The 23,473-nt window shown below is 48.4% G+C and carries 19 protein-coding genes; all 19 read left to right on the top strand.

Annotated features, from left to right (window positions below):
• Nucleotides 1–67: 67 nt before the first annotated feature.
• The 19 genes from NSS82_RS07770 (at nucleotide 68) to NSS82_RS07860 (ending at nucleotide 23,323) form a co-directional block, all read left to right on the top strand.
• The gene (locus NSS82_RS07770; RefSeq protein WP_256718631.1) at nucleotides 68–1,504 is read left to right on the top strand and encodes an amidase family protein; all 1,437 of its coding nucleotides are present in this window, start codon (nucleotides 68–70) and stop codon (nucleotides 1,502–1,504) included.
• A gap of 641 nt (nucleotides 1,505–2,145) precedes the next feature.
• Nucleotides 2,146–2,463: a hypothetical protein gene (locus NSS82_RS07775; RefSeq protein WP_340960562.1), complete on the top strand. Its 318-nt coding sequence runs from the start codon at nucleotides 2,146–2,148 to the stop codon at nucleotides 2,461–2,463.
• Between the two features lie 700 nt (nucleotides 2,464–3,163).
• Nucleotides 3,164–4,738, top strand: a complete 1,575-nt coding sequence (locus NSS82_RS07780) for a PucR family transcriptional regulator (protein ID WP_076273994.1) — start codon at nucleotides 3,164–3,166, stop codon at nucleotides 4,736–4,738.
• 109 nt (nucleotides 4,739–4,847) lie between these two features.
• Nucleotides 4,848–5,972, top strand: a complete 1,125-nt coding sequence (locus NSS82_RS07785) for an XdhC family protein (RefSeq protein WP_076273993.1) — start codon at nucleotides 4,848–4,850, stop codon at nucleotides 5,970–5,972.
• Nucleotides 5,914–6,486: an NTP transferase domain-containing protein gene (locus tag NSS82_RS07790; protein ID WP_170914181.1), complete on the top strand. Its 573-nt coding sequence runs from the start codon at nucleotides 5,914–5,916 to the stop codon at nucleotides 6,484–6,486. The genes NSS82_RS07785 and NSS82_RS07790 overlap by 59 nt, the downstream gene beginning before the upstream one ends.
• A 242-nt stretch (nucleotides 6,487–6,728) precedes the next feature.
• Nucleotides 6,729–7,889: a BMP family ABC transporter substrate-binding protein gene (locus NSS82_RS07795; RefSeq protein ID WP_036680038.1), complete on the top strand. Its 1,161-nt coding sequence runs from the start codon at nucleotides 6,729–6,731 to the stop codon at nucleotides 7,887–7,889.
• A gap of 109 nt (nucleotides 7,890–7,998) precedes the next feature.
• Nucleotides 7,999–9,531, top strand: coding sequence for an ABC transporter ATP-binding protein (locus NSS82_RS07800; RefSeq protein ID WP_076179194.1), 1,533 nt, complete (start codon nucleotides 7,999–8,001; stop codon nucleotides 9,529–9,531).
• A complete protein-coding gene (locus NSS82_RS07805; RefSeq protein ID WP_076273992.1) occupies nucleotides 9,528–10,670 on the top strand; it encodes an ABC transporter permease in 1,143 nt (380 codons plus the stop codon). The genes NSS82_RS07800 and NSS82_RS07805 overlap by 4 nt, the downstream gene beginning before the upstream one ends.
• 3 nt (nucleotides 10,671–10,673) lie before the next feature.
• On the top strand, nucleotides 10,674–11,603 hold the full coding sequence (locus NSS82_RS07810) for an ABC transporter permease (RefSeq protein WP_036680033.1): 930 nt from the start codon (nucleotides 10,674–10,676) through the stop codon (nucleotides 11,601–11,603).
• A gap of 57 nt (nucleotides 11,604–11,660) precedes the next feature.
• Complete coding sequence (locus NSS82_RS07815) at nucleotides 11,661–12,608, top strand: FAD binding domain-containing protein (RefSeq protein WP_076273991.1); 948 nt, start codon at nucleotides 11,661–11,663, stop codon at nucleotides 12,606–12,608.
• Complete coding sequence (gene pucD, locus NSS82_RS07820; protein WP_076273990.1) at nucleotides 12,595–14,889, top strand: xanthine dehydrogenase subunit D; 2,295 nt, start codon at nucleotides 12,595–12,597, stop codon at nucleotides 14,887–14,889. The genes NSS82_RS07815 and pucD overlap by 14 nt, the downstream gene beginning before the upstream one ends.
• Nucleotides 14,876–15,412, top strand: a complete 537-nt coding sequence (locus NSS82_RS07825) for a (2Fe-2S)-binding protein (protein ID WP_081386783.1) — start codon at nucleotides 14,876–14,878, stop codon at nucleotides 15,410–15,412. The genes pucD and NSS82_RS07825 overlap by 14 nt, the downstream gene beginning before the upstream one ends.
• Nucleotides 15,413–15,416: 4 nt before the next feature.
• Nucleotides 15,417–15,929: a 2-oxo-4-hydroxy-4-carboxy-5-ureidoimidazoline decarboxylase gene (uraD, locus tag NSS82_RS07830; RefSeq protein WP_076273989.1), complete on the top strand. Its 513-nt coding sequence runs from the start codon at nucleotides 15,417–15,419 to the stop codon at nucleotides 15,927–15,929.
• 39 nt (nucleotides 15,930–15,968) lie between these two features.
• A complete protein-coding gene (pucL, locus tag NSS82_RS07835) occupies nucleotides 15,969–16,919 on the top strand; it encodes a factor-independent urate hydroxylase (protein WP_076273988.1) in 951 nt (316 codons plus the stop codon).
• On the top strand, nucleotides 16,919–17,323 hold the full coding sequence (gene uraH, locus NSS82_RS07840; RefSeq protein ID WP_076107235.1) for a hydroxyisourate hydrolase: 405 nt from the start codon (nucleotides 16,919–16,921) through the stop codon (nucleotides 17,321–17,323). Before pucL ends, uraH begins: the two co-directional genes overlap by 1 nt.
• A 33-nt stretch (nucleotides 17,324–17,356) precedes the next feature.
• Entirely contained in the window at nucleotides 17,357–18,751 is a 1,395-nt protein-coding gene (locus NSS82_RS07845; protein WP_076107234.1) for an allantoinase, read from the top strand.
• The gene (locus NSS82_RS07850; RefSeq protein WP_076273987.1) at nucleotides 18,748–20,004 is read left to right on the top strand and encodes a Zn-dependent hydrolase; all 1,257 of its coding nucleotides are present in this window, start codon (nucleotides 18,748–18,750) and stop codon (nucleotides 20,002–20,004) included. Before NSS82_RS07845 ends, NSS82_RS07850 begins: the two co-directional genes overlap by 4 nt.
• Nucleotides 20,005–20,038: 34 nt before the next feature.
• Complete coding sequence (locus NSS82_RS07855) at nucleotides 20,039–21,271, top strand: pyridoxal-phosphate-dependent aminotransferase family protein (protein WP_076107230.1); 1,233 nt, start codon at nucleotides 20,039–20,041, stop codon at nucleotides 21,269–21,271.
• Nucleotides 21,272–21,505: 234 nt separating this feature from the next.
• Entirely contained in the window at nucleotides 21,506–23,323 is a 1,818-nt protein-coding gene (locus NSS82_RS07860) for an adenine deaminase (protein ID WP_076274004.1), read from the top strand.
• The last annotated feature ends 150 nt before the right edge of the window (nucleotides 23,324–23,473 follow it).

Below are 23,473 nucleotides of genomic sequence, written 5' to 3' on the forward strand. Positions count from 1 at the left end.
GGAGAAGCGTGGGATCCGAAAGGCTGATGGAAGGGTAAAAGTAATGGTCTAGGGAGGAGGGGGAATTATGGTTTTGGATAATCGGTATGGTGCGTTTATAGATCCTGAGCTTACGGTTGAGAGTTTAGGAAGCGGGATATTGGATGGACTGACCTTTGCAGTAAAAGATGTATTTGCTGTAACTGGACACAGCTCTTCTGCAGGTAATCCTGATTGGCTGCGTAGCCACCATCCGTCCACGGAGCATGCGGTGGCTGTACATCGTTTACTGTTGTCGGGTGCTACACTTCGTGGTGCTGCCTATACGGATGAGCTGATGTATAGTCTGGGCGGCGAGAACCATCATTATGGAACGCCGATTAATCCGCGTGCTGTAGGTCGTATCCCAGGCGGATCTTCAAGTGGTTCGGCAGTAGCGGTAGCTTCTGGTAGTGTTGATTTTGCGCTCGGAACAGATACCGGTGGCTCAATTCGAGTACCTTCCTCTTATTGCGGAGTATATGGCTTCCGGCCAACGCATGGAGCTGTGGATTTTCAAGGTGTTATTCCATTATCTCCGGCTTTTGATACAGTTGGCTGGGTGTCGGATCGCTTGGATGTGCTCCAGAAGGTAGGGGAAGTGTTACTTGTGGCTGGGAGTACATCTGTAAAGACGTCGAAGAAAATAGGAAGTAGTCTAGAAGAAACTGTAGGGAAGAGCATAGAGAAGAATGTATTGGAAAATTTGAAGAACAACTTAGAGGGAGACATGGTGAAGACTGATAAAAATAATTTAGAAAAGAGCCAGAAGGAAAGTTTAGAAACGATTTTGGAGAAACGTATTGAGAAGAGTGCTGAGAAGAGTACGGAGAAAATTTTAGAGATTGGCCCGGAAAACAAGGTAAAAAAGAATATGGAAGACAAAAATAAAATGGGTACTTTATTTGTTGCTACTGACTGCTGGGCTTTGGTTAATCTGGAGAATGCAGCTATTTTATCGGAGGGATTAAGTTGTTTGCGATCCGGGGCAGATCATCTCATGGAGATAGAAATTGCTTTGGAGGGGTTAAGGGTCTGGATGGATGTTTTTAGAGAATTGCAGGGGAATGAAATTTGGGAAACTCATGGCGTTTGGATTGAGAACGAGAAACCAGTCTTTGGGCCTGATATTGCAGCGCGATTCTCGTGGGCTGCCAGTTTGGCGGAAGAGGATCATAGCGTTGCACAATGTAAGCAAAAAGAGATTTCTAATCATTTGCGCTTGCTGCTAGGAGAGGACAATTGTCTTGTGATTCCGACAGTTCCGGGACCAGCGCCGCTGCGTGGAGGGGATTTGCGCCAATTGGAGGTGAATCGTAGTGGTGCGATGATGTTGAGTTGCATAGCTGGGTTGGCAGGTTTGCCTCAGGTAACATTACCTATGCTCTCCACAAGTGGATTGCCACTGGGATTATCCGTTATTGCCGGACATGGTCAGGATCTCCGGTTACTCTCTTGGGCGAATGAAGTGTGGCAGCAGTCTTGAGAGGCTGAGTGCAGTGGTCTTGAAAAAGCAGCGATACTAAACAGACCGTAGCTACTGAACAACATATCTTGATACTTTTCTAGTTACATTTCTAGTTAATTTTCTAGTTACTGTTAACCGATACTCCCCCATTACCCTCTTGGAATACACTCTAGGATTACACTCTAGAAATACATTCTAGGAAGACGCTTTAGGATTACACTCTAGAAATACACTCTGGGAATACACTATAGGAATACACTATAGGATTACACTCTAGGATTACATTCTAGCAATACACTCTAACGCCACACTCACTTATTCATTCACAAATTAACGAAATACACATGTCATTCCCTCCTACTCTTAGTTTTATTTACACCGGGGAGCCCAGTGGAGTTGATTTAAAAACTAAGGTAGCTTAAGTTGGCTCAATAGTGGAGTGGTAGAGTGAAAAAGATAAATTCAGCGCTCGATTATGTGGTATAAGACCAGTAGATTTAAGTGAATACGTCGCTGGAGAGAAAAGAACGGTATAAATCCCGCAGAATCTGGGGAAATGGCTCAAGTAACTAAAAAGTACAGTATAAATCCCGCAGAATCCGGGGAAATGGCTCAAGCAGCTAAAAAGTACAGTATAAATCCCGTAGAAATCTGGGAAAGTGGCACAAGTAGCTAAAAAGAAGAACGTTATAACTCCCGCAGAATCCGGGGAAATGGCTCAAGTAACTAAAAAGTACAGTATAAATCCCGTAGAATCCAGGAAAGTGGCACAAGTAGCTAAAAAGAACGGTATAAATCCCGCAGAATCTGGGAAAGTGGCCCAAGTAGCTAAAAAGAACGGTATAAATCCCGCAGAATCTGGGAAAGTGGCCCAAGTAGCTAAAAAGAACGGTATAAATCCCGCAGAATCTGGGAAAGTGGCCCAAGTAGCTAAAAAGAACGGTATAAATCCCGCAGAATCTGGGAAAGTGGCATAAGTAACTAAAAAGAACAGTATAAATCCCGCAGAATGTGGCGAAGACGCCTATGTAGTCAAAAAGAAGGGCAAAAGTGCCCTTCATCTCGGCAATTCCGGCCGAATAGCCAAAAAGAAGGGCAAAAGTGCCTTTCACCTCTACCGGCAGCAGTGGATCTATAATAGTTTGTACCTCCGCCACAGCTATAGTGGGGTGGTATTATCTCTGCTCGTACGGATCTCATACACCGCTCAATTCCCCGTCTTGCAGCGCTGGTGTGCCTGCGACTTCGATCCGATGGCCAATTCGAATAGCCTGAGAATACCCTGCCACCTATTCCGACTCCCTATTCCGACTCCCGCGTGAACCCGTAAAAACTTGTTTTTACTCGAAAGCCCTCCCTCAACTCCACCTACTATTTTCCAATCCCCTTATACAGTTCACATGAACGATATGAGCTAAAGTTCAATAATTCATAATTCATAATTCATAATTCATAATTCATCATTCATCATTCATAATTAATAATTCATCATTCATCATTCATAATTAATAATTCATCATTCATGTTCCATGTTCATTTTGTGTTAAGTTTATTAACATATAAATCATGAAAATTTAACTTCCCTCTATTCAACACGGTTCATTTTAATTATAATGTTACATAAAATAACATTATAAATCAGAAATGGTTCTATTGATTCTAATAAGGAGGGGTGGCATGCATCTTACGGTTGAAGAAGCGTTGTCCATTTATCCTTTGTCCGAGGCGAAGCTTATCGCTGGGTCTAAAGGGAAACATCGAATTGTGAAGTCAATTAATGTGATGGATGCCCCCGATATCTCGGATTGGATCAAAGAAGGCGAGATGCTGCTGACGACAGCCTATTTGATAAAGGACAATATGGAGGAAGCCTCTGCCTTGCTGCAGACTTTGAATCGCCGGGGATCTTCGGCCTTGGGTATTAAGCTGGGGCGATTTTGGGATGAAGTACCAGAGCAACTGGTTGCAGAAGCGGAGAGTCTTAACTTCCCGCTTATCCAGCTGCCTTTCGAGTTTACTTTTTCGGATCAGATGAATGGTCTGTTTCGCGCCGAGCTTAGCCGCAGCACTCACGTTCTGCAGAACATTATGGAGAAGCAGAAAAAGCTGATGCAATTTGCCCTAAGATCTGTCCGCAGCCGTCCGTTGTTTGATTCGGTGTCTGAAGTGATTGGCCATTCACTTGTGGTGATTAGCGCAAGGGGGGATGTGATCTACAACAACTCTGAATACCATCCTTCACAGCTGCTGGAGGGGTGGCCGTGGCAGAAACGGAATCAGCGCTTTCGTGTTGGAGATCATGTGGGCTACCGTACACCACTTTTGCAAGGAGAGAAGTGCTCCGGATATCTATTGTTTTGTGCCATCGACCCTTTATTGCTCCCAATGGAAGAAAGTTTGTTCGTTCAGGGAGCTGAACTTATTTCATATCATATTCATTCAGGATACGAAGATTATTTTGAACAGGCAGAACACAGGGAGTTTAGCGGATTGCTGAGACGTTGTTTGAGCGGTAATTTATCTTACACAGATTTGGCGCAGGCTGCTCTCGACTTGGAGATTGAGCTGCTTCAATCACCATTTTTTCTCTTATTGACCGATACAGCTGCGACTGGGGAAGAACGCCAAGGTGAGCTGCTCAGACTAAAAGAAGAATATCTTGAACATCCCGGGCTACGGGAAGTAAAGGGAATTCATGTGATCATAGATCAAGGACTTTTGTCTATATATCCGGGAGATCGTCAGCGTCCTGAACAATTCCGGGATATAATCCAGGTTTGTTTTAACAACATGAAGTTTGATAAGGGATATTATCCGCGAGCTGCGATAAGCAGTTGTAAAGCGAAGCCGGAGGGGCTGAAGGAGGCTTTTGCGGAGGTAAAGGATTGTATGGGAATGCTTCAGGGCGGGGGAGTAAAAGGGAATGTTGTGCATTACCGGCAGCTTGAGCTTAACCTGCTACTCGGGCAAATTCCGGCAGAGGTTATGGAGAAATATTGTAATGGAAGTCTTAGAGGGTTGCTTAACCGAGAACCGGAGTATGTCAGGGAAATGCTGCGGACGCTGGAAGTTTATCTAGAGAACGATGGTCATGTTAATGAGACGGCTAAGAAACTGTTTATTCATCGAAACACGGCTACCTACCGGATCGAGAAGCTTAGTGAGCTGCTGGACGTCGATTTTAAAAAAATAAATGATCTAATGAGGTTGAAGTTAGTATTCATGTTTCGGAGGATGCTCGGAAGGGACTAAGGTCTAAGGTCTAAGTTCTAAGTTCTAAGTTCTAAGTTCTAAGTTCTAAGGTCTAAGTTCTAAGTTCTAAGTTCTGGGTTGAAATGCAAACACGGAGGAGGGGAACCTCGTGAATACACATGAAATCGCAATGCATATTCAAACCCATCAGGCGCCTGCGGTGCTGGCAACGCTGATAGAGGTGGAGGGACACTCGTATCGTAAAGCCGGAGCGGTGATGTTGTTTTTTGAAGAAGGTACGATTGGGAGCCTGAGTCCAGGTTGTCTGGAAAACGATCTGCAGCTGCGAACTTCTGAGATCTGGGAACGAGGGCTGCCCGAAATTGTGGAATACAACATGCTGTCTCCGGATGATCTGTCCTGGGGTGAGGTTGTCGGCTGTGGAGGCAAAATCAAAATAGTGCTAGAACCCGTGCAGGGTCAGCTCTACAAGCTTTTAGTGCAGGCGAGTGACAGATTGGCTAGGGGAGAGAAGCTAATTTTGTTCCGCGAAGCAGTGGAGAAAGGTTTTATCTATAAGCTGGAGCTGGATCCAGACATTGTACTGCCGCAGAGCAAGAAACATCCGAAATTATCCCACTCGGCAAAAGAAAGCCTGGCGGCAGGTCGCTTTATGGCCACTCCAGCAGAATTGACAGCATTCCATACGTCTTTCGTGCCCAAACCGCGGCTTGTGATTTTTGGCGGGGGAAGTGATGTGGTTCCTATTGCGGAACTTGCTGACAGAGTTGGCTTTCGGGTAGCGGTTGCGGATTGGCGTGAAGGAAGCTTGCACAATAAGTTTCCTCGAGCTGAACAAGTAATTTGTTCCCCTATGGAGGTTGTTCAGCGATTGGGCGTAGCTCGGGAGGATTATGTATTGATTTGCAGTCATCAACTTGGGCGGGATAGACAGTTCCTGGAGAGTGTGATTCCGCTTGCTCCTCTATATATAGGGATTATCGGTTCGAAGGCGCGGATATCTCTTTTACTGGAAGGGCTTGAGGCTCCTGCATCTTTGCATGCACCTGTAGGGTTGCCGATTGGAGGAGAAGGTCCGGAGGAGATTGCGGTCAGTATTATAGCGGAAATTATTCAAATTAGAAGGGTGGGCTCACGAGAGCTGCCCAAAGGAGCGGATAGTATTGAAGGTAGCAGGAATATATTTGGCAGCGGGGCAGAGCAGGCGGATGGGCGTGTCCAAGGTTTCACTGAAATTGTCGCAGGAGGTCTCACTCGGGAGCGTCGCGCTTAGTGAACTGGATCGTTGCAATCTAGAACCGCTAATCGTGGTAGTGCGTGCGGATGACAACTTGGAATGGCTGCCACCCGCGATTGAACCGCAAGCATCCAGACGTACCGAAACTTGCTTAACCGCACATCTAGGATTGTCTTTTTCACTGCGCTGTGGCCTTAATGCGGTATTACCTTTACAGCCCGATGCAGTAGTTGTGGCACTTGCGGATCAGCCATTTATTACTACAGCATTAGTGAACCGTCTAATACAAACGTTTGAACAATCTCCGGAGATGGATTATGTCGCTAGCGTCAGCAATGGGTCGGCTATGCCCCCGGCTTTGTTCTCGAAGACGTTGTTTCCAGCACTACAGGGATTAGATGGAGATCGAGGAGCGGCGGGGATATTGCGTTCACCTGATTATAAGGGGATTGTTCTGGAATCTGAGTCTGCCCATTATTTCATGGACGCAGATACAAAAGCGGATTTTGGTGAGATTCAGGAGCAATGGATTCTGAGAAATGGAAAGTGAAGTAAAGAATAGTCTGAAAAGTAATCTGAAACAGTGTTCCTTTTCCACCTTTGGTCATATAATATGACACGAAACTCACCATACCAAAACCAATTAGTGCATTACACACAAAAAAAGTTCTGATTCTTATATTCATATACAAACGTATGTTATATAAATTTACGCCAAGGCCACCTCTAAGTATAGTAGAAGTACATTAATGGTTGCAGCCATGATGAGAGATGATTTGGAGGAGGAGAATTATGAAAAAAAGGGGTCAGTTCATAACATCTTGTCTTGCATTAATGGTTCTAATGACGGTGGCTTTGGTGGGGTGTGGCAGCAATAATAATACTTCTACAAATGCAACGGAGGCACCAGCGACAACTACAGCGGCAACAGAGGCAACTGCAACAACAGAACCGGCTGCAAAGAAACCGACGGTTGCTTTTGTTTATATCGGACCTCCAGGGGATGGCGGCTACACGTACCAACATGATCAAGGACGGCTGTATATGGAGAAGGAGCTGGGGATTAAAGCTGACTTTGTAGAAAATGTCCCTGAAAGTGCTGACGCCGAACGAATCATCACCGAGCTTGCACAATCACACGACATCGTGTTTACAACGAGCTTCGGATATATGGATTTTACATTAAATGTAGCGGGCAAATTCCCCAACGTGAAGTTCCTGCATGCTTCAGGTTACAAAACCGCAGAGAACATGGGAACCTACTTCGGGAAAAACTATCAGGCCAGCTATCTGAGCGGCATAGCGGCAGGAAAAATGACCAAAAACAATCAGCTTGGTTATGTGGGCGCTTTTCCGATCAGCGAAGTGATCTATAACTTGAATGCTTTTACCCTTGGAGCGCAAAGTGTCAATCCTGATGTAAAGGTGAATGTGGTATGGACGAATACATGGTATGACCCGACGACTGAACGTCAAGCGGCAATCAGCTTGCTGGATAAGGGTGCGGATGTGCTTTTGGCCTATCAGGATTCACCTGCAACACTGCAGGCTGCTGCTGAACGAGGGGCTTTTGCCGGGGGAAATGACTCGGATATGAGCAAATACGCTCCGGACAATTATTTGACGAACCCGGTATGGAATTGGGGGCCGTATTACGTAAAGGCTGTGCAGGCAGTTATGGATGGAACCTGGAAGAGCGAGCAATATTCCGGTGATATGGCTGACGGTATGGTGGAGCTGGCTCCTTTCGGGAACAAGATCCCAGATGATGTGAAAAAGCTTGTCGAAGACGCCAAAGCCAAAATTATCAGTGGTGAGCTGGAGGTTTTCACAGGTCCGATCTCAGATAATCAAGGGAATGTGAAGGTTCAGGAGGGTCAGAAGCTGACCTTGGAGGAAGTGCTGGGCATGAACTGGCTCGTAAAGGGTGTGGAAGGAACTATCCCGCAATAATGTTTAAAAATAGGGAATAAGATGTGCGCAATCTATGGGTGGGGCGGGTTCCGTTAAGCGGAAACTTCCCCACCCGTACTACAACTTGAAGGAAGGAGGGGTTCAGGCCATGCGGGGAACTTCAGTTGAAATGCGGGGGATTGTGAAAAAATTCGGCTCGGTAACCGCCAGTGATCAAGTCGACTTTTCGGCAAATGCGGGTGAGATTCATGCGTTGCTTGGGGAGAATGGGGCCGGGAAGAGCACGGTGATGAGCATGCTGTCAGGGGTGTATAGAGCAGACGAAGGAGAAATCTTCATTCATGGGAAAGGTGCTCAGATCCGTTCTCCTAAAGATGCTGCGCAGCTGGGTGTAGGTATGGTGTTTCAGAACTTTAGGCTGGTGCAAAGCCTCACAGCAGCAGAAAATATCGTGCTTGGCGAAAAGTCGTCTTTCTGGCGCGGCCGTAAGTGGATGAAGAACAAACACAAGGAGATCGAGGCATTAGCGGAACGGTTTGGACTGAAATTCCCGGTGGATCGCCCGATCTGGCAGTTGTCCGTGGGTGAGCAGCAGCGTGTTGAAATCGTTAAGACGCTGTATCGCGGGGCTGACATTATTATTCTGGATGAACCAACCTCTGTACTGACCCCGGGAGAGGTGGAACAGCTATTTGAAACGCTGCGGGTCATGAAGCAGGCAGGAAAAACGGTCATTATAACTACTCATAAAATGAAAGAGGTTATGGCGTCCTCCGATCGGATTTCCGTCATGCGCAAAGGAAAAATGATCGCCACGCTGACCACAGCAGATACAGATGAACTGGAGCTGGCTCGTCTGATGGTGGGCAAGGAAGTAACCATCACCCGTCAAGAACGGGAAGCCACTGAAGGGGATTCTTTATTAGAAGTGAAAGATGTGGACGTATATGCCGATCACGGGCGAAAAGCACTGGATCACTTCTCTCTGAACGTATGTAAAGGAGAGATTGTAGGCGTAGCTGGGGTAGCTGGCAATGGGCAAAAGGAACTGGCTGAAGTGTTAACTGGTCTTAGAGGCTGGAAAAGTGGTGAAATCACGTTTGATGGAAAGACGGTGAAATCCGCTTCTGTTAGAGGGGCAATTGATTCAGGAATCTCCCACGTGCCGGAGAACCGGATGAAGAGCGGTTTAGCTGGACGCCTCGGATCGGTGGATAATCTTTTGTTTAAGTCTTACCGCTCAGAGGAGCACTCCAAATTTGGTTTCTTGAAGTCCGCGAAGAACCGTTTGTGGTCACAGGAGCTGGTCCAGCGCTTTAATGTCAAAACACCTGAGCTGGAGACGCCAGTACAACAGTTGTCAGGTGGTAATCAGCAGAAGCTGCTCTTTGCACGTGAGATCAGTCATCGGCCGAAGCTGATGGTCGCCGTTCATCCGACACAAGGGCTGGATGTAGGTGCCACGGCAGGTGTTCACGACCTTCTTATGGAGCTGCGTGGTTCAGGTAGTGGCGTGTTGTTAATTTCGGAGGATTTAGATGAATTGCTTCAGTTGTCCGACCGGATTCTAGTGATCTATAACGGCTCAATTATTGGTGAGAGCACACATGAGGAAGCGAATCGAGAGAGCATCGGACTACTAATGGCTGGTATTCATAATAGAGAGGAGAGCGCCGTATGAGTCTGGAGAATGGAAGAAATACCGCAGCAGCAGTACTGGAACCCCTCCCCTCCCACTCCGGAAAACGATTCTCTCTACGTTTCGAATACGATGCCAGCCGCATCCGTTCTCCTTGGTGGACACCTATTGTATCTATAGTTTTAGCGCTATTGTTGTGTGCCCTATTTATTGCGGCGAATGGTATGAATCCGGTGCTGGTCTATGAAAAAATGTTCCGTGGCGCATTTGGCACTGCGTATGGGCTCACGGAAACGATGGTTAAAGCGATCCCGCTACTCCTATGTGGGCTTGGGATTGCTGTGGCTTACCGCATTTCGGTATGGAATATTGGAGCAGAAGGCCAGTTAACTGTTGGGGCTATGGCGGCCACAGCGGTCACGATTTATTTTCCTGACTTACCTTCATTCTGGTCCCTGAGCTTAATGCTGCTGTTCGGTATTGCCGCGGGTGCGTTTTGGGGACTGCTGACAGCTATTCCGCGGACGTTTTTTGGAGTGAATGAGCTAATCACTTCATTAATGCTGAATTATGTTGCCCTATTGGCGCTCGATTACGTGGTATTCGGACCCTGGAAAGATCCTAAAGGATTTAATTTCCCGGGATCACCTATGTTTACTGCGGCTCAATCGCTGCCTGTTCTCGGAAGTACAAGATTGCATATTGGATTGTTATTTGGACTTATCGCCGTTGTGATTTATTACTTAATGATTCGTTTTACCAAGTGGGGTTACGAGCTCCGGCTGATTGGGGCCAATCCTGTTGCAGCCAGATACGCGGGGATTCCTATCAAGCGTCATATTATTATCGTCATGCTGATCAGTGGGGGGCTCGCCGGGATCGCTGGCATGGCGGAGGTCTCCGGTGTTACACACAAGCTGATGCAGGGCATTTCACCGGGTTATGGATACACCGCCATTATTGTAGCTTGGCTGGCCAAATTGAATCCACTCGGTCTAATCGTTACTTCTATTTTATTCGGTGGCTTAATTGTTGGCGGATATAGTGTTCAAACCATCGGGCTGCCCTCATCGATATCAGAAATGCTGCAGGGCTCCATCCTGTTTTTCTTGATTGCTGGCGATATGATCTATCGTTTCCGCATTCGCCGTAGCCGGGTTCAGCTGAAAGGGGGGAGATAGGCAATGGATTTTACAACACAGCTACTTATTGCCGCTATTTCCGCAGGGACCCCGCTGCTGCTGGCTACGCTGGGAGGCATTCTAAATGAACGAGCCGGCATTATACAGCTTGGGGCTGAAGGTCTGATGCTGATGGGAGCGGTCATCACTTGTATCGTGTATATTCGCTCCGGAAACCTGCTGCTGGCTCTGTTGGCTACCGTAGCTATAACGGCTGTACTTGGTTTGCTGCATTCTTTTCTCTGTGTGACCTTGCGGGCGAATCAAACGATGTCCGGTCTTGCGATGACCCTGTTCGGCAGTGGGTTGAGCGCTTATCTTGGTAAACCGATCAGCGGCATTCCTTTGCCGGGAACCTCCCCTAAGCTGCATCTGGCTTGGCTGGAAAATGTACCGTTCATCGGAAAAATATTCGGCAACATGGACTACCTAACCTGGTTCAGCCTGCTGCTAGTGCTTGCTCTGCATCTGCTAATTCACCGCACTTCATGGGGCCTGCATTTGCGGGCAGTCGGAGACAGTCCGGCTACCGCAGATGTGATGGGGATCCGTGTACAGCTTATCCGCTACAGCTATGTGATCACCGGTGCTGCTCTCATCGGCCTGGCCGGAGCGGATATGGTATTGGCCTACGCGCCAACCTGGAATGAAGGGCTGACAGCCGGCCGGGGCTGGATTGCGGTAGGGCTGGTGATTTTCGCCAGATGGAATCCGCTGCGTGCCTTGTTCTGCGCTTACTTTTTTGGGGCATTGGATTCACTTGGCTTCCGTATTCAATTGCTGGGCAGTGCAGTTCCGCCCTATTTTCTCAAAATGATTCCGTACCTTGTGACCATTCTGGTCCTGATGTACCTGGGGTACCGCAATCGCAACAAACCATCCGGCACACCGGAGGCGCTTGGAGTTCCTTATATTCGGGAACAAAGGTTTTAAGGCAGGCTATACGAGAAGGGAAGCAGCAATCTGGTACTCAAAAAGGAGGCGGAGTGTATGGGAGTTTTACGGGAAGAGGATGGAAGGCTACCTGATGTAATTCAACCCCGCAGCCTGCACGAAGCTTGGGAGAGAAAAACGGCGTTTGGAGACAGTGCCCGATATGTCGCAGGAGGAACACTGCTGAGAACAGGGTGGGAAAATGGAACGACTCATATGCCCAAACAACTGATTGATCTTCGGCAAATTACAAATCTCGGCGACATTACCTTAACGGAATTTCACTTATCTCTGGGCGCTCTTGTTCCACTCTCCCAGTGCCGCAGTAATGAGCATTTGCAGGCCGTAGCTCCTGCGCTGCAAGAGGCTGCACGTTGCATAGCGGCTCCGTCGGTGCGTAATCTTGCCACGCTCGGGGGCAATATCGCTTCTGGCTTCGGAGATATTCTACCTGCGTTACTGGTCTATGACGCGGAGTTAATCTCCTTTGACGGCAAATTTATGACGGCACTACCTTTGATAGAGTGGCTAAACAATCACTGGAGCGGGATAAAACCTGCGGCGGATCTTGTGGCTGAGATTCGCATCTCACCTACTCGCTTAGAGAGTCCGTTAACGGATAGGCTAGAAATTTTTCGTAAGGTTGGCCGCAGGGAAGCGTTCACCCCTTCACTTGTAACGGTAGCAATCTCAGCATCAATCGATGAGGAACACCGTTTCCGTGAGGTGCGTATCGCCGCAGGTGGGGGCTCTGGGCGGCCACAGCGACTAAGTAGGGCTGAAGTTATGCTTGAAGGTGTGAGGTATACAGATGAGCTGTTGGCTTCTTTATATGAAGGGGTTGAGAACAGCTTTGAGACGTATAGTGATCCCTTTGCAACAGAACTTTACAAGAAAAAGACTGCTGGGAATTTGGTTGTATCTGAGCTGTGGAAGGCTATGAATATACGGAGTTTAGAGGTGAATAACCCGACGAAAGGAGAGAGGGAAAATGCTGCTGAATAAGGAATCCAGCGGTAGCCGCTGGCGTACACGACCTGATGGAGAGGGCAAGGTATCCGGTAAGCTGCAGTATTTGACCGACATGAGGGCAGAAGGAATGTTGATCGGCCGCGTGCTCCGCAGTGAGCAGGCACATGCTCGTATTTTGTCCATACGCATTGAGAAGGCCGTTGAAGTCCCTGGTATACACGCTGTAATCACTCATGAGGATGTGCCCGGACTTAACGGCTTTGGCATAGCTTTGCCGCATCAACCGGTATTTTGCAGTGACCGTGTGCGTTACACTGGCGATGCGATTGCGGCAGTCGCGGCTGAGACGGACGAAATTGCGGAATACGCCTTATCTCTTATCGAAGTGGATTATGAGCTTCTACCCTTGCTGGAGAATCCGGAAGAGGCGATGAAAAAGGACGCAATTTTGCTGCATGCCGAGGGAAACGTGCTTCATCATACGGAATATCGGAAAGGGGAGCCGGAAACGGTATTTACGGATTGCTGTCATGTGGTAGAGGAGACTTACTATACACCACGCCAAATGCACACCTATATGGAGACTGAAGGTGGACTGTTTATCCCAGAGGATAACGGACGGCTTACCGTATATTCAGCTACACAACATGGGTTGATGGATCGCCTGCAGCTATCCAGAATTCTGGCTATTCCTCAAGAAGATATTCGCGTCATCTCGAGTCCTATCGGCGGGTCCTTTGGAGGAAAAGACGAGCTGAATGTACAGCCGTATGGAGCGCTGCTCGCCTTGCGGACACTCCGTCCGGTAAGACTGCATAATTCGAGAGCTGAATCGGTACGTGCAGGACTAAAACGCCATCCCATGAAAATCACCATGAAGACTGGCTGCGACCCCGAAGGAATCATCAGGGCACACCAGGTCAGAATTATTTCGGATACGGGAGCTTACGCAACACTGGGGGCGGAGGTGCTCAACTTTGCGACAGAACATGTGATGGGCCCCTATATCATCGATCATGTGGATGTGAAGGGTTTTGCTGTATATACCAATAACGGTGTATCTGGTGAATTTCGCGGGTTTGGCGGCAATCAGGCGATTTTCGCTTTGGAGGGACAAATCGATCGGTTGGCTGAGCGATTGCAGATCGATCCGTGGGAAATACGCCGCCGCAATTTGCGTAAATATGGAGATCTGGGGCCACTGGGTCAGGAAATTGCTCAGACCGATGGTGCCTTTCAGGTGTGGGAAGCGCTGGCGGGTTCGCCTCTTATGACTGAGGCCGCATCTACAGACAGTGATTCAGGTGTTGTGGAACCTTGGATCGTAACTGGAACGGGTGCTGCTATAGCTATGCATGGTGCAGGACTTGGTTATGGTATTCCCGATCCGGCGGGTGGCAGGCTCTCTTTGACGCTAGAGGGCAAGATTGAGGCGGTGTTTGGTTACGAGGAGTTTGGTCAGGGCTTAATTGCAACAATGGAACAAATGCTGATTGAACAGTTTGGCTTGGCGGCAGAGGATCTAAGCATCGTCATTGGCGATACGGATGTTGTGCCTGATAGCGGATCTAGTACGGCTTCCCGATCAACCAGCATGATGTGGATGGCCTTGAAACGGCTGCGTCCAGACTTCACCGCTCGAGTGCTGCAGGCAGCTGCGATGATAAAGCCAGAGCTGGATAACTATGAAATGAAGCTCGGCCCTGGCGGCATTTGGCTAAAAGACGGCGGTCTGCTTCTGACTTACAAGGACTTGGCACAGCGTATTTCAGAACCCATTGTCTGTAATACAAAGTTTACTTATCCAACCACACCCTTTAAAAGAGTGGGGGCACATTTCCTATATACCTATTCTGCAGTCGCAGTCCGCGTGGAAGTTAATCTGCTTACAGGACGTGTTCGTGTACTGGACCAATATCATGCGGTAGCGGCGGGACCGGTGGCTAATCCGCAAGGTTATCTTGGACAGATCGAAGGTGGCAGCAGTATGGCGGTAGGCTTCACCTTGTCAGAGGATGCTGTGATGTCTGGCGGCAGCTATGTCACCAAAAATTTAGACACCTATTTGGTGCCGACCATTGCCGACATGAATGGCAGCATTCAGGTACAGCCGATAGAGGATTTGCCGGATCATGACACGTACGGTCCTCGCGGCATTGGAGAGGTGGGTTCCGTCAATTTAGCTCCGGCAGTCGTGTCCGCCATATTTCAGGCTGTAGGGAAGCGGGTAACCAAGCTGCCCATTGATCCCGAATGGCTGCAGTCTACACCGTTTATTCCACAAAAGGTGGTGAACATCCATGCCGAGTCATAATTCAGATCACAATCTAGATGAAGAGAACCCAATCCCAGCTTCGTCTGAGGAAGCCTTCACAGAAGAGAGGTTCACCTTTAATTGCAATATTAATGGGAAAGCGATATCCACGGAGATTCCACCCTCCCGCCGGCTTTTACATGTCATACGTGAAGATTTGGAGCTGACCGGCACAAAACGTTCTTGTGAGATTGGCCGCTGCGGGGCATGTATGGTGCTGGTGGATGGACGTCCAGTGAATTCATGTCTAGTTATGGCCTATCAATGCTCAGGTGCGGAAATTACAACAATTGAGGGTCTTAGTGAAGTAGGCCTGCATCCCGTTCAGCGGGCTTTTTTAGAAGAGGGGGGGTTCCAATGCGGTTATTGTACACCAGGGATGGTTATCTCGGTGGTTGCTCTGCTGGAAGAGAACCCGCATCCTACTCCGGCTGAAGTGGAAGAAGCTTTATCGGGTAACATTTGTCGCTGTACGGGGTACGGTGGCATTTTACGAGCTGTTAACAAAGCTATTGGAGGTTGAGTGGATGGTCGTTTCTGAAGGCAGGTTTACGTTGGAAGAGATAAATGCCATGAGTATAACGGATTTTGTGAAGCATCTAGGCGGCATTTTTGAACATTCACCGTGGGTAGCAGAGGAGGCGTATAAGCAGATTCCGTTCCATTCTTTAGAGCATTTGCATAGCACAATGATGCAGACCGTACTGAGTGCTGACCGGAGCCGAATGGAGGAACTATTAAAAGCTCACCCAGATTTGGCGACTAGGCTTCAAGTTACGGCTTTGTCTGCCTCGGAGCAGCAGGGAGCTGGACTGGATCGGCTAACAACGGAAGAGTTCAATCTATTAAATGATCTGAATCGAAAGTATACGGACAAATTTCATTTCCCTTTTATTCTAGCTGTTCGTGGCAAAAACAAAGATGACATTATCAGCGCCATTGGAGTGCGAGTAGAGCGTTCCCCTCAGGAGGAATGGGTTCAAGCCTTTTCTGAAGTCGGTACAATTACGAGATTTCGCCTAAGTGATTTAATTATTTAATTATTCATTCATTCATCATAAACGGGGAGGGTGTCAGCCATGCTGGAACCAATTAACGGACGTACAATGTTTTATGGAAAAAGTGATGTGCTAACTTATCGTACCTATGCTAAACCGCTGGCCGTTACCCCCGTTCCCGAATCTTCCTTCACGGGCTGCGACAACATTATATTCGCACATAATATTACATTCGCGGTCACGGGCGAAGCGTTTCTTCCTTCTTTTTCAGAGGGGGATAATTCCATGGTTGTTGCTACCGATTCTATGAAAAATTTTATCCTGCGCAATACCGCGGACTACACTGGAAGCACAACGGAGGGGTTACTGCAGCTTCTAAGCAGCCGTTTTCTCGATAAATACGATCATGTCACCGCGGTTTCAGTTTCCGCAGACCGGTTACCTTTTGAACAGGTGATGGTGCCCGGGGTTGACGGGCTTAAACAGAGTCATTTAGTACTGCGTCACTCCAATAATGAATCTTATTCGGCTTCGTTAACTATAAAACGTGGAGAGAATGGGACTGAGGTTATCGCTCATGAATGCCGATTGAAGAATTTACAGCTGATAAAAGTAAGTGGAAGCTCGTTTTATGGATTCGTCCGTGATGAGTATACAACATTGCCGGAGAGCTTTGACCGTCCGCTTTATATTTTTCTGAATATTAACTGGACCTACAGTGATGTTGAACATGCTCTGGATGGAGATTTAGGCCAATATGTGGCTGCGGAGCAGGTTCGCGATATCGCCCATAGCGCTTTTCATGAGCTGAACAGTCCTTCAATCCAATCGTTGATTTATCAAATTGGGCTGCGCGTATTGTCCCGTTTTCCACAGCTGGCTACCGTTTCATTTGAGTCCAATAACCGGACTTGGGAAACCATTGTTGAGCCTGAAGAAACTAAAGGTGGAGTCTTCACCGAACCTCGTCCACCCTATGGTTTTCAGGGCTTTTCTGTCAGCCGTGCAGATCTGGCCGGAGAGACAGCGTAATGAGCGGGCGTCTTACCACCCATGTGCTGGATCTGTCGCGGGGGATTCCTGCTACAGGTCTGACGCTTCAGCTCTGGAAGCTTACGGATGGGATGAGCAAGCTTCTGTGTGAAGAAGTCACGAATAGTGACGGGAGGCTGGATGCTCCGCTGCTGGAGGGAAACGAAATGGAGGCTGGATGTTACGAGCTGCTGTTTATGGTTGGCGATTACTACCGTAGAGCTGATGCCAAAGCGTCAGCAGCTGACATAGGAGTAACAAAAAGCGCAGTAGACACTCAACGTGAGATGTCTTTTTTTCTAGAACAGATACCTATTCGCTTTCATATAGAGAGCTCCATGCAACACTACCATGTACCTTTGCTAGTAGCTCCTGGTGGATATAGTACGTATCGGGGAAGTTAAGAGAAAGTTGACGACCGGAGGAGGTGGCAGCTCATGAAGGAATCCTATGAACTTGTGATTAAGAACGGGAATGTAGTGCTGCCCGATCAGGTACTCAAGCTGGATATTGCAGTATCAGAGGGTAAGATTGTCGAACTTGGAGAGGAACTTTCGCTTGCGCCGCTAACCAAAGTCATCGACGCAGATGGGTTTTATGTGCTCCCCGGTATGATTGATATGCATGTCCACTTTAATGAACCAACGTTTGGACGTTGGGAAGGCTTTCGCAGCGGTTCTGCGGCGCTGGCAGCTGGCGGCTGCACAACCTATGCAGATATGCCGCTTAACGGCAATCCACCGACTGTGAACGAGGCTGCACTTCGTCAAAAGGTAGATGCTGCGGCTGGAAACTCTGCCGTTGATTATGTGCTGTGGGGTGGGCTCGTTCCCGGCAATCTGGATGATTTAGAAGTTTTGGCAGCCTCTGGTGTCACTGGGTTTAAAGCCTTTCTCTCCAATCCTGGAGGGGAGGGCGAAGGCAGATTCCGTGAAGTGGATGAGGATACACTCTATCAAGGGATGCAGCGAATCGCTTCTCTGGGCGGGATTTTGGCGCTTCATGCAGAAAGTGAGGCTATCACGGCGGTGTTGACCGCAGATGCAGTGCGAAATGGCAGAACCAGCGCAAGTGATTTTGCGGCTTGCCGCCCAGCTGAAGCAGAGCTGGAGGCAGTGTCCAGGGCGCTGCTGTACAGTGAACGTACGGGCTGCCGGTTGCATTTTGTTCATATTAGCACGGCTGCTGCCATTGAGAAAATCTATGAAGCTAAGCTTCGAGGTCTGGACGTTTCGGCCGAAACCTGTCCACATTATCTGGTCCTCACTGAAAATGATATGGAGGCGTTAGGACCTGTGGCGAAGTGTGCGCCTCCGCTGCGAAGTGCGGTGGAGCAGGAGAAGTTATGGGAGATGCTAGCCCACGGCAAAATCGATCTGATCGCTTCGGATCATTCCCCCTGTCCAACGGAATTGAAGGTGAAGCCGGACTTGTCTTTTTTTGCAGCTTGGGGTGGGATCTCGGGTGCGCAGAGCAGTCTGGAGCTTATGTTCCATGAAGGCGTGAATGTGCGGGGATTGCCTGTGACGTTAATTTCTCGTCTGCTCGCAGGGCAACCCGCAAAACGGTTTGGAATAGAGCATCGTAAAGGCGCTATAGCCCTAGGTCTAGATGCCGATCTAGTTCTGCTGAATCCAAATACAACCTATACGCTGACTGCGGAGGATTTATTGTATCGCCACAAGCACAGCCCCTACATCGGAAGAACTTTGTCCTGCAAAGTAGTTGCTACGATCTGTCGCGGGAATGTGATCTATACCTCTGAAGAAGGAGTGATCAGTGAGGGGGGTGGACAGTGGCTGCGAATTAGGAAGGAGCAGTACAGCCTATGAATGATTCCAGAGTTCAAGCGTTGACTCAGAAACTGCTGGAGCTGCTGGAGGAGCTGGCGGCATTCAGCACACCTGGGCCAGGAGTTACTAGACTGCTATATACGGAGGAATGGAGCCGGGTGCAGATTTTTTTGCAGGAAAAAATGGCTGGGCTCGGCTTAGAGGTTTCCGTAGACAAGGTTGGCAATGTATATGGACGATTGAGTGGACGCGATCCGCAGCAAAGGGTTATTTTAACCGGATCGCATATCGATACTGTAGTCAATGGCGGAAAATATGATGGTGCCTATGGGATCGCTGCGGCTATGATTGCGCTTCAAGAGTTGCAGAAGAACTTTGGTCAGCCGCAGCGGACGCTTGAGGTCGTATCTTTTTGTGAAGAAGAGGGGAGCCGATTTCCGCTTGCTTATTGGGGCTCGGGCCATGTCACGGAAAGGTATGACGGAAGCGAGGCCGAGACCTGTATGGATGCAGAGGGCGTGACGTTAAAAGCAGCAATGGCACAATCCAGCTTCTTACAGGACATAACGGAGGAGAAAGCTTCTAAGCGGAATGGTGTCAGAAATGATATTGGTGCTTTTGTAGAACTGCACATCGAGCAGGGGATTATTCTGGAGAAAACAGACACTCAGATAGGCGTTGTTCAGGGGATTGTTGGCCAGAGACGATATGTGGTCAAGGTCAGGGGTATTGCTAATCATGCGGGCACGACACCGATGTTTATGCGGCAGGATGCACTGGCTAGTGCGGTTGAAATGCTGTACGTGCTTGAAAGTTCTGCTAAAACGGCTGGTGAACCTCTTGTAGCAACCTCGGGTAAGCTTGAGGTGTATCCGAATACGCCAAATGTGATCCCGGGTGAGGTTCTTTTTACATTAGATATCCGCCATAGTGAAGAGGACGAATTGGAACGTTTCTGTGAGAAGCTTCTTGCGGAATGTAATGAAATTGCCGTTAAACGTGGGGTAACTCTGGAGGTTACATCCGTGCTCCACACAGTCCCTGCACCTATGGATATGAAGCTATCTGCAATGCTGGAAAATATCTGCCGCCAACAGGGGAAGACGTACCGCACGATGGTAAGTGGAGCGGGACATGATGCCCAGCTATTGGCGCCGCGTTGCCCTACTGCGATGATATTTGTGCCAAGCCGAGCTGGCATCAGCCATTCTCCGGAAGAGTATACCTCCCCTGAGCAGCTCGCGGCTGGGCTTGAGGTTCTGACTGCGATGTTATATGAGTTAGCTTATTAAAAAGAGTTCGCCGAACTTTTAAGGGAGGATCATCATGAAGCGTTACGAAGATTTGTCGCCGTCCCAACGCTGTATTATGACTCCGGGTCCGGTCGAGGTAGATCCGCGTGTACTGCGGGCGATGTCTTTTCCGGTGCTGGGTCAGTTTGATCCAGAGTTCACCTCTATTATGAATGAAACGATGGAAATGCTGCGGGAGCTGTTCGCTACTCGTAATTCATGGGCTTACCCTATCGATGGTACCTCCCGTTCTGGAATTGAAGCCGTGATGGTTAGTTTGATCCTGCCGGGTGAGCGTGTGCTGATTCCGATCTTTGGCCGCTTCGGACATCTATTGCATGAGATTGCTGAAAGATGTGGCGCTGAGGTGTTCGTGCTGGAAAAGCCATGGGGGAGTGTGTTTGAGCCGGATGAAGTGATAGCAGCTATGGAGACTTTTAAGCCACATGTGGTGGCAATGGTTCATGGGGAGACCTCTACAGGACGTGTGCAGCCACTCGCGGAAATCGGTAGAGCTTGCCGCCGGATGGATGCTTTATTCATAGTTGATGCAGTTGCAACCATTGGGGGCCTTCCTGTCGAGACAGATGCTTGGATGTTGGATGCCGTCGTTGGCGGTACACAGAAATGTCTGTCCGTCCCTTCAGGAATGGCACCGATAACGTATAATGATCGTGCTGAAGCTAAGCTCATGACCCGAAAACGAGTAGAACGAGGGATTAGAACAAGTGATGTCCAGCCAGGTGACTTATCTTTTGTCCGCAGCAATTATTTCGATCTCGGCATGCTTCAGGATTACTGGAGTCCACAACGTCTCAATCATCATACAGAGATGACCTCAATGCTTTATGCACTGCGGGAGGGCTTGCGGCTTACCCTTGAAGAAGGACTGGATGCCAGATTCGCCAGACATATCCTCCATGAAAAAGCACTTGTAGCTGGATTAACAGCTATGGGTTTAGAACTATACGGGGATCCTTCCTGCAAGCTTACTGTTGTTACCTGTGTGCTGATCCCTGAGGGGATAGATGGGGAAGCTGTCCGTTCGCTGCTGCTGGGGCGGTTCGGAATTGAAATTGCCAGTTCTTTTGGACCGTTAAAGGGAAGGATCTGGCGCATCGGTACGATGGGTTTTAGCTGTCGTGAGAATAACGTGTTGCGGCTGCTTGGAGCGCTGGAAGCCGCATTACAGCGTCATGGATTTAAGGGGCCTTGCGGGTTTGGGGTTCAGGCAGCACTTGACGTATATGAGGCAAAAGTAAGATAATCGTTGGAATAGAGCGGATGGCGGGAGAGTAAAAACAGGGGCATGTCCGGATGGTTTGGACAATCTTTGGGAATAAGTAAACGGCTATCATCTACAGGGATGATTGAGCCGTTTTTTCTTACAAATACAGACCTGCGCAACTATATTATCCTAGGCTTAATAGTTAGGCAATCCTCTATGATTACGGATCTATTCACTACATCAAGACAACACTTGGATACTAACGGGGGAGAGATGAAGATGACAACTTTTACAAGAAAGCCTTTAGCAGATTGTGTACCTGAGCTTGTGGCTACGGCAAGAGGCGATAAACCGGCAACACTGGTAATTACAGGTGGAAAGCTGGTCAACGTATGCTCTGGTGAAATTCTAGAAGGAATGTCTGTTGGTGTTCAAGGTGGACGAATTGCTTATGTTGGTAAAGATGTGACACATATGATTGGCGAAGGAACGCAAGTTATTGATGCGAACGGCAAGTATATAGCTCCGGGATTGCTCGATGGCCACTGCCATATTGAGAGCACCCAGCTAACCGTTACTGAATTTTCCCGCGCTGTTTTGCCGCTTGGCACAACAGGTGGTTTCTTTGATGCGCATGAGATTGCTAATGTATTCGGGCTGAAGGGTATTCAATTGATGCTGGATGAGATGCGGGGTACGCCGTTAGCTGCTTACATGCAGGTGGCTTCTTGTGTGCCTGCGGCAGGTGCGGAATTCGAGACAACGGGTGCCTCAATTGGTCCTGAAGAAGTTGCCGAAGCTTTTACTTGGGGCAAAGATGTGATTGCTCTGGGCGAAGTGATGAATTTCCCTGGCGTTGTTTACGGCGATGAGAAAATGCTTGGAGAGATTCAAGCTACGCTGCGGGCAGGCAGATTTGTTGACGGTCATTTCACATGGCCTTCCAGCGACTGGAGACTGCCAGTGTATGCTGCGGCAGGGGTAACTGGTGATCATGAGTGTGTTACAGCAGACGATGTGATTGAGCGCGTTCGACTGGGGATGTATGCCAAAATGCGCCGGGGCTCGGCTTGGCATGATGTTGCCAAGACCATCACCGCTCATACAGAGCGTGGACTTGATCCGCGCCGCATGATGCTGGTAACTGACGACCGCAGCTCGGAATCGTTACGCGACGAAGGTCATATGGATTTCGTTGTTCGCCATGCGATTGCTCAAGGCGTGAAACCAGTAACAGCCTTCCAAATGGCAACTATTAATACAGCAGAGCGTTTTGGGTTGTCTCAGGATATCGGATCTATTACTCCAGGTTCTTTTGCGGATATTATTCTGCTGGACGGGAATTTGGCCGATGTTCACGTGGTACTTACGATTGCCGCGGGTGTAGTAGTTGCCGAAAATGGTGTGATGACGGCAGAGCTTGCTAAATTCACTTATCCAGAGGAAGTTTTGGCTTCGGTTCATTTGCCACAGCGTCCTACCGCCGAAGATTTCATTATCGCGGCTCCAATTGAAACAGGTGAACTTACTGCAAGAGTTATTAAAGTAAGAGAAAATCATGTAGAGACCATTGAACGTATAGTTTCGGTACCTGTAGTGGCAGGGCAGTTGGATGTAAATGCTGTGGAGGGTCTGTGTAAAATCGCTGTGCTCGAACGGCATAAAGGAACAGGAAATAAATCAGTGGCTGTTGTGGAAGGCATCGGTTTTAAAGAGCCGGCTGCTATCGCAATGACTGTTGCTCATGATAGTCATAATGTACTCGTCATCGGCAATGATAATGAGTTAATGGCCAAAGCTGCGAATGCGGTGGCGGACGCTCAAGGTGGGGTTGCCGTAATTACTTCTAGTGGAGAAACGTTATTCCCGTTGGCCATTGCAGGCCTAATGTCTACAGAGCCATTTGAAATTGCTGCTGAGAAATCAGCTGCGATCAGCAAAGCGTTGTATGATGCCGGCTGTACTTTGAATTACGCGTTTATGACTTTATCGCTGCTTGCTCTGGCGGTTATCCCAACGTTACGTATCACCGATAAAGGACTCGTGCGGATTTCACCTGAGGGAATACAGTTAGTGCCACTGTTTGTTTAAGTAAATTAACTGAAGCATAATCCTAATGCGAAAAACTGTTCTGAGGTCGTAATGACCATTCAGAACAGTTTTTTTTGTTTAAATATAAGAAAGTAAAAGCTTCACATGATGCGTAATCTTTATACATCTTATTGTAATGAACAATAATAT

The organism is Paenibacillus sp. FSL H7-0735 (genome assembly GCF_038008505.1).
GTDB classification, from domain to species: Bacteria; Bacillota; Bacilli; order Paenibacillales; family Paenibacillaceae; genus Paenibacillus_AQ; species Paenibacillus_AQ odorifer.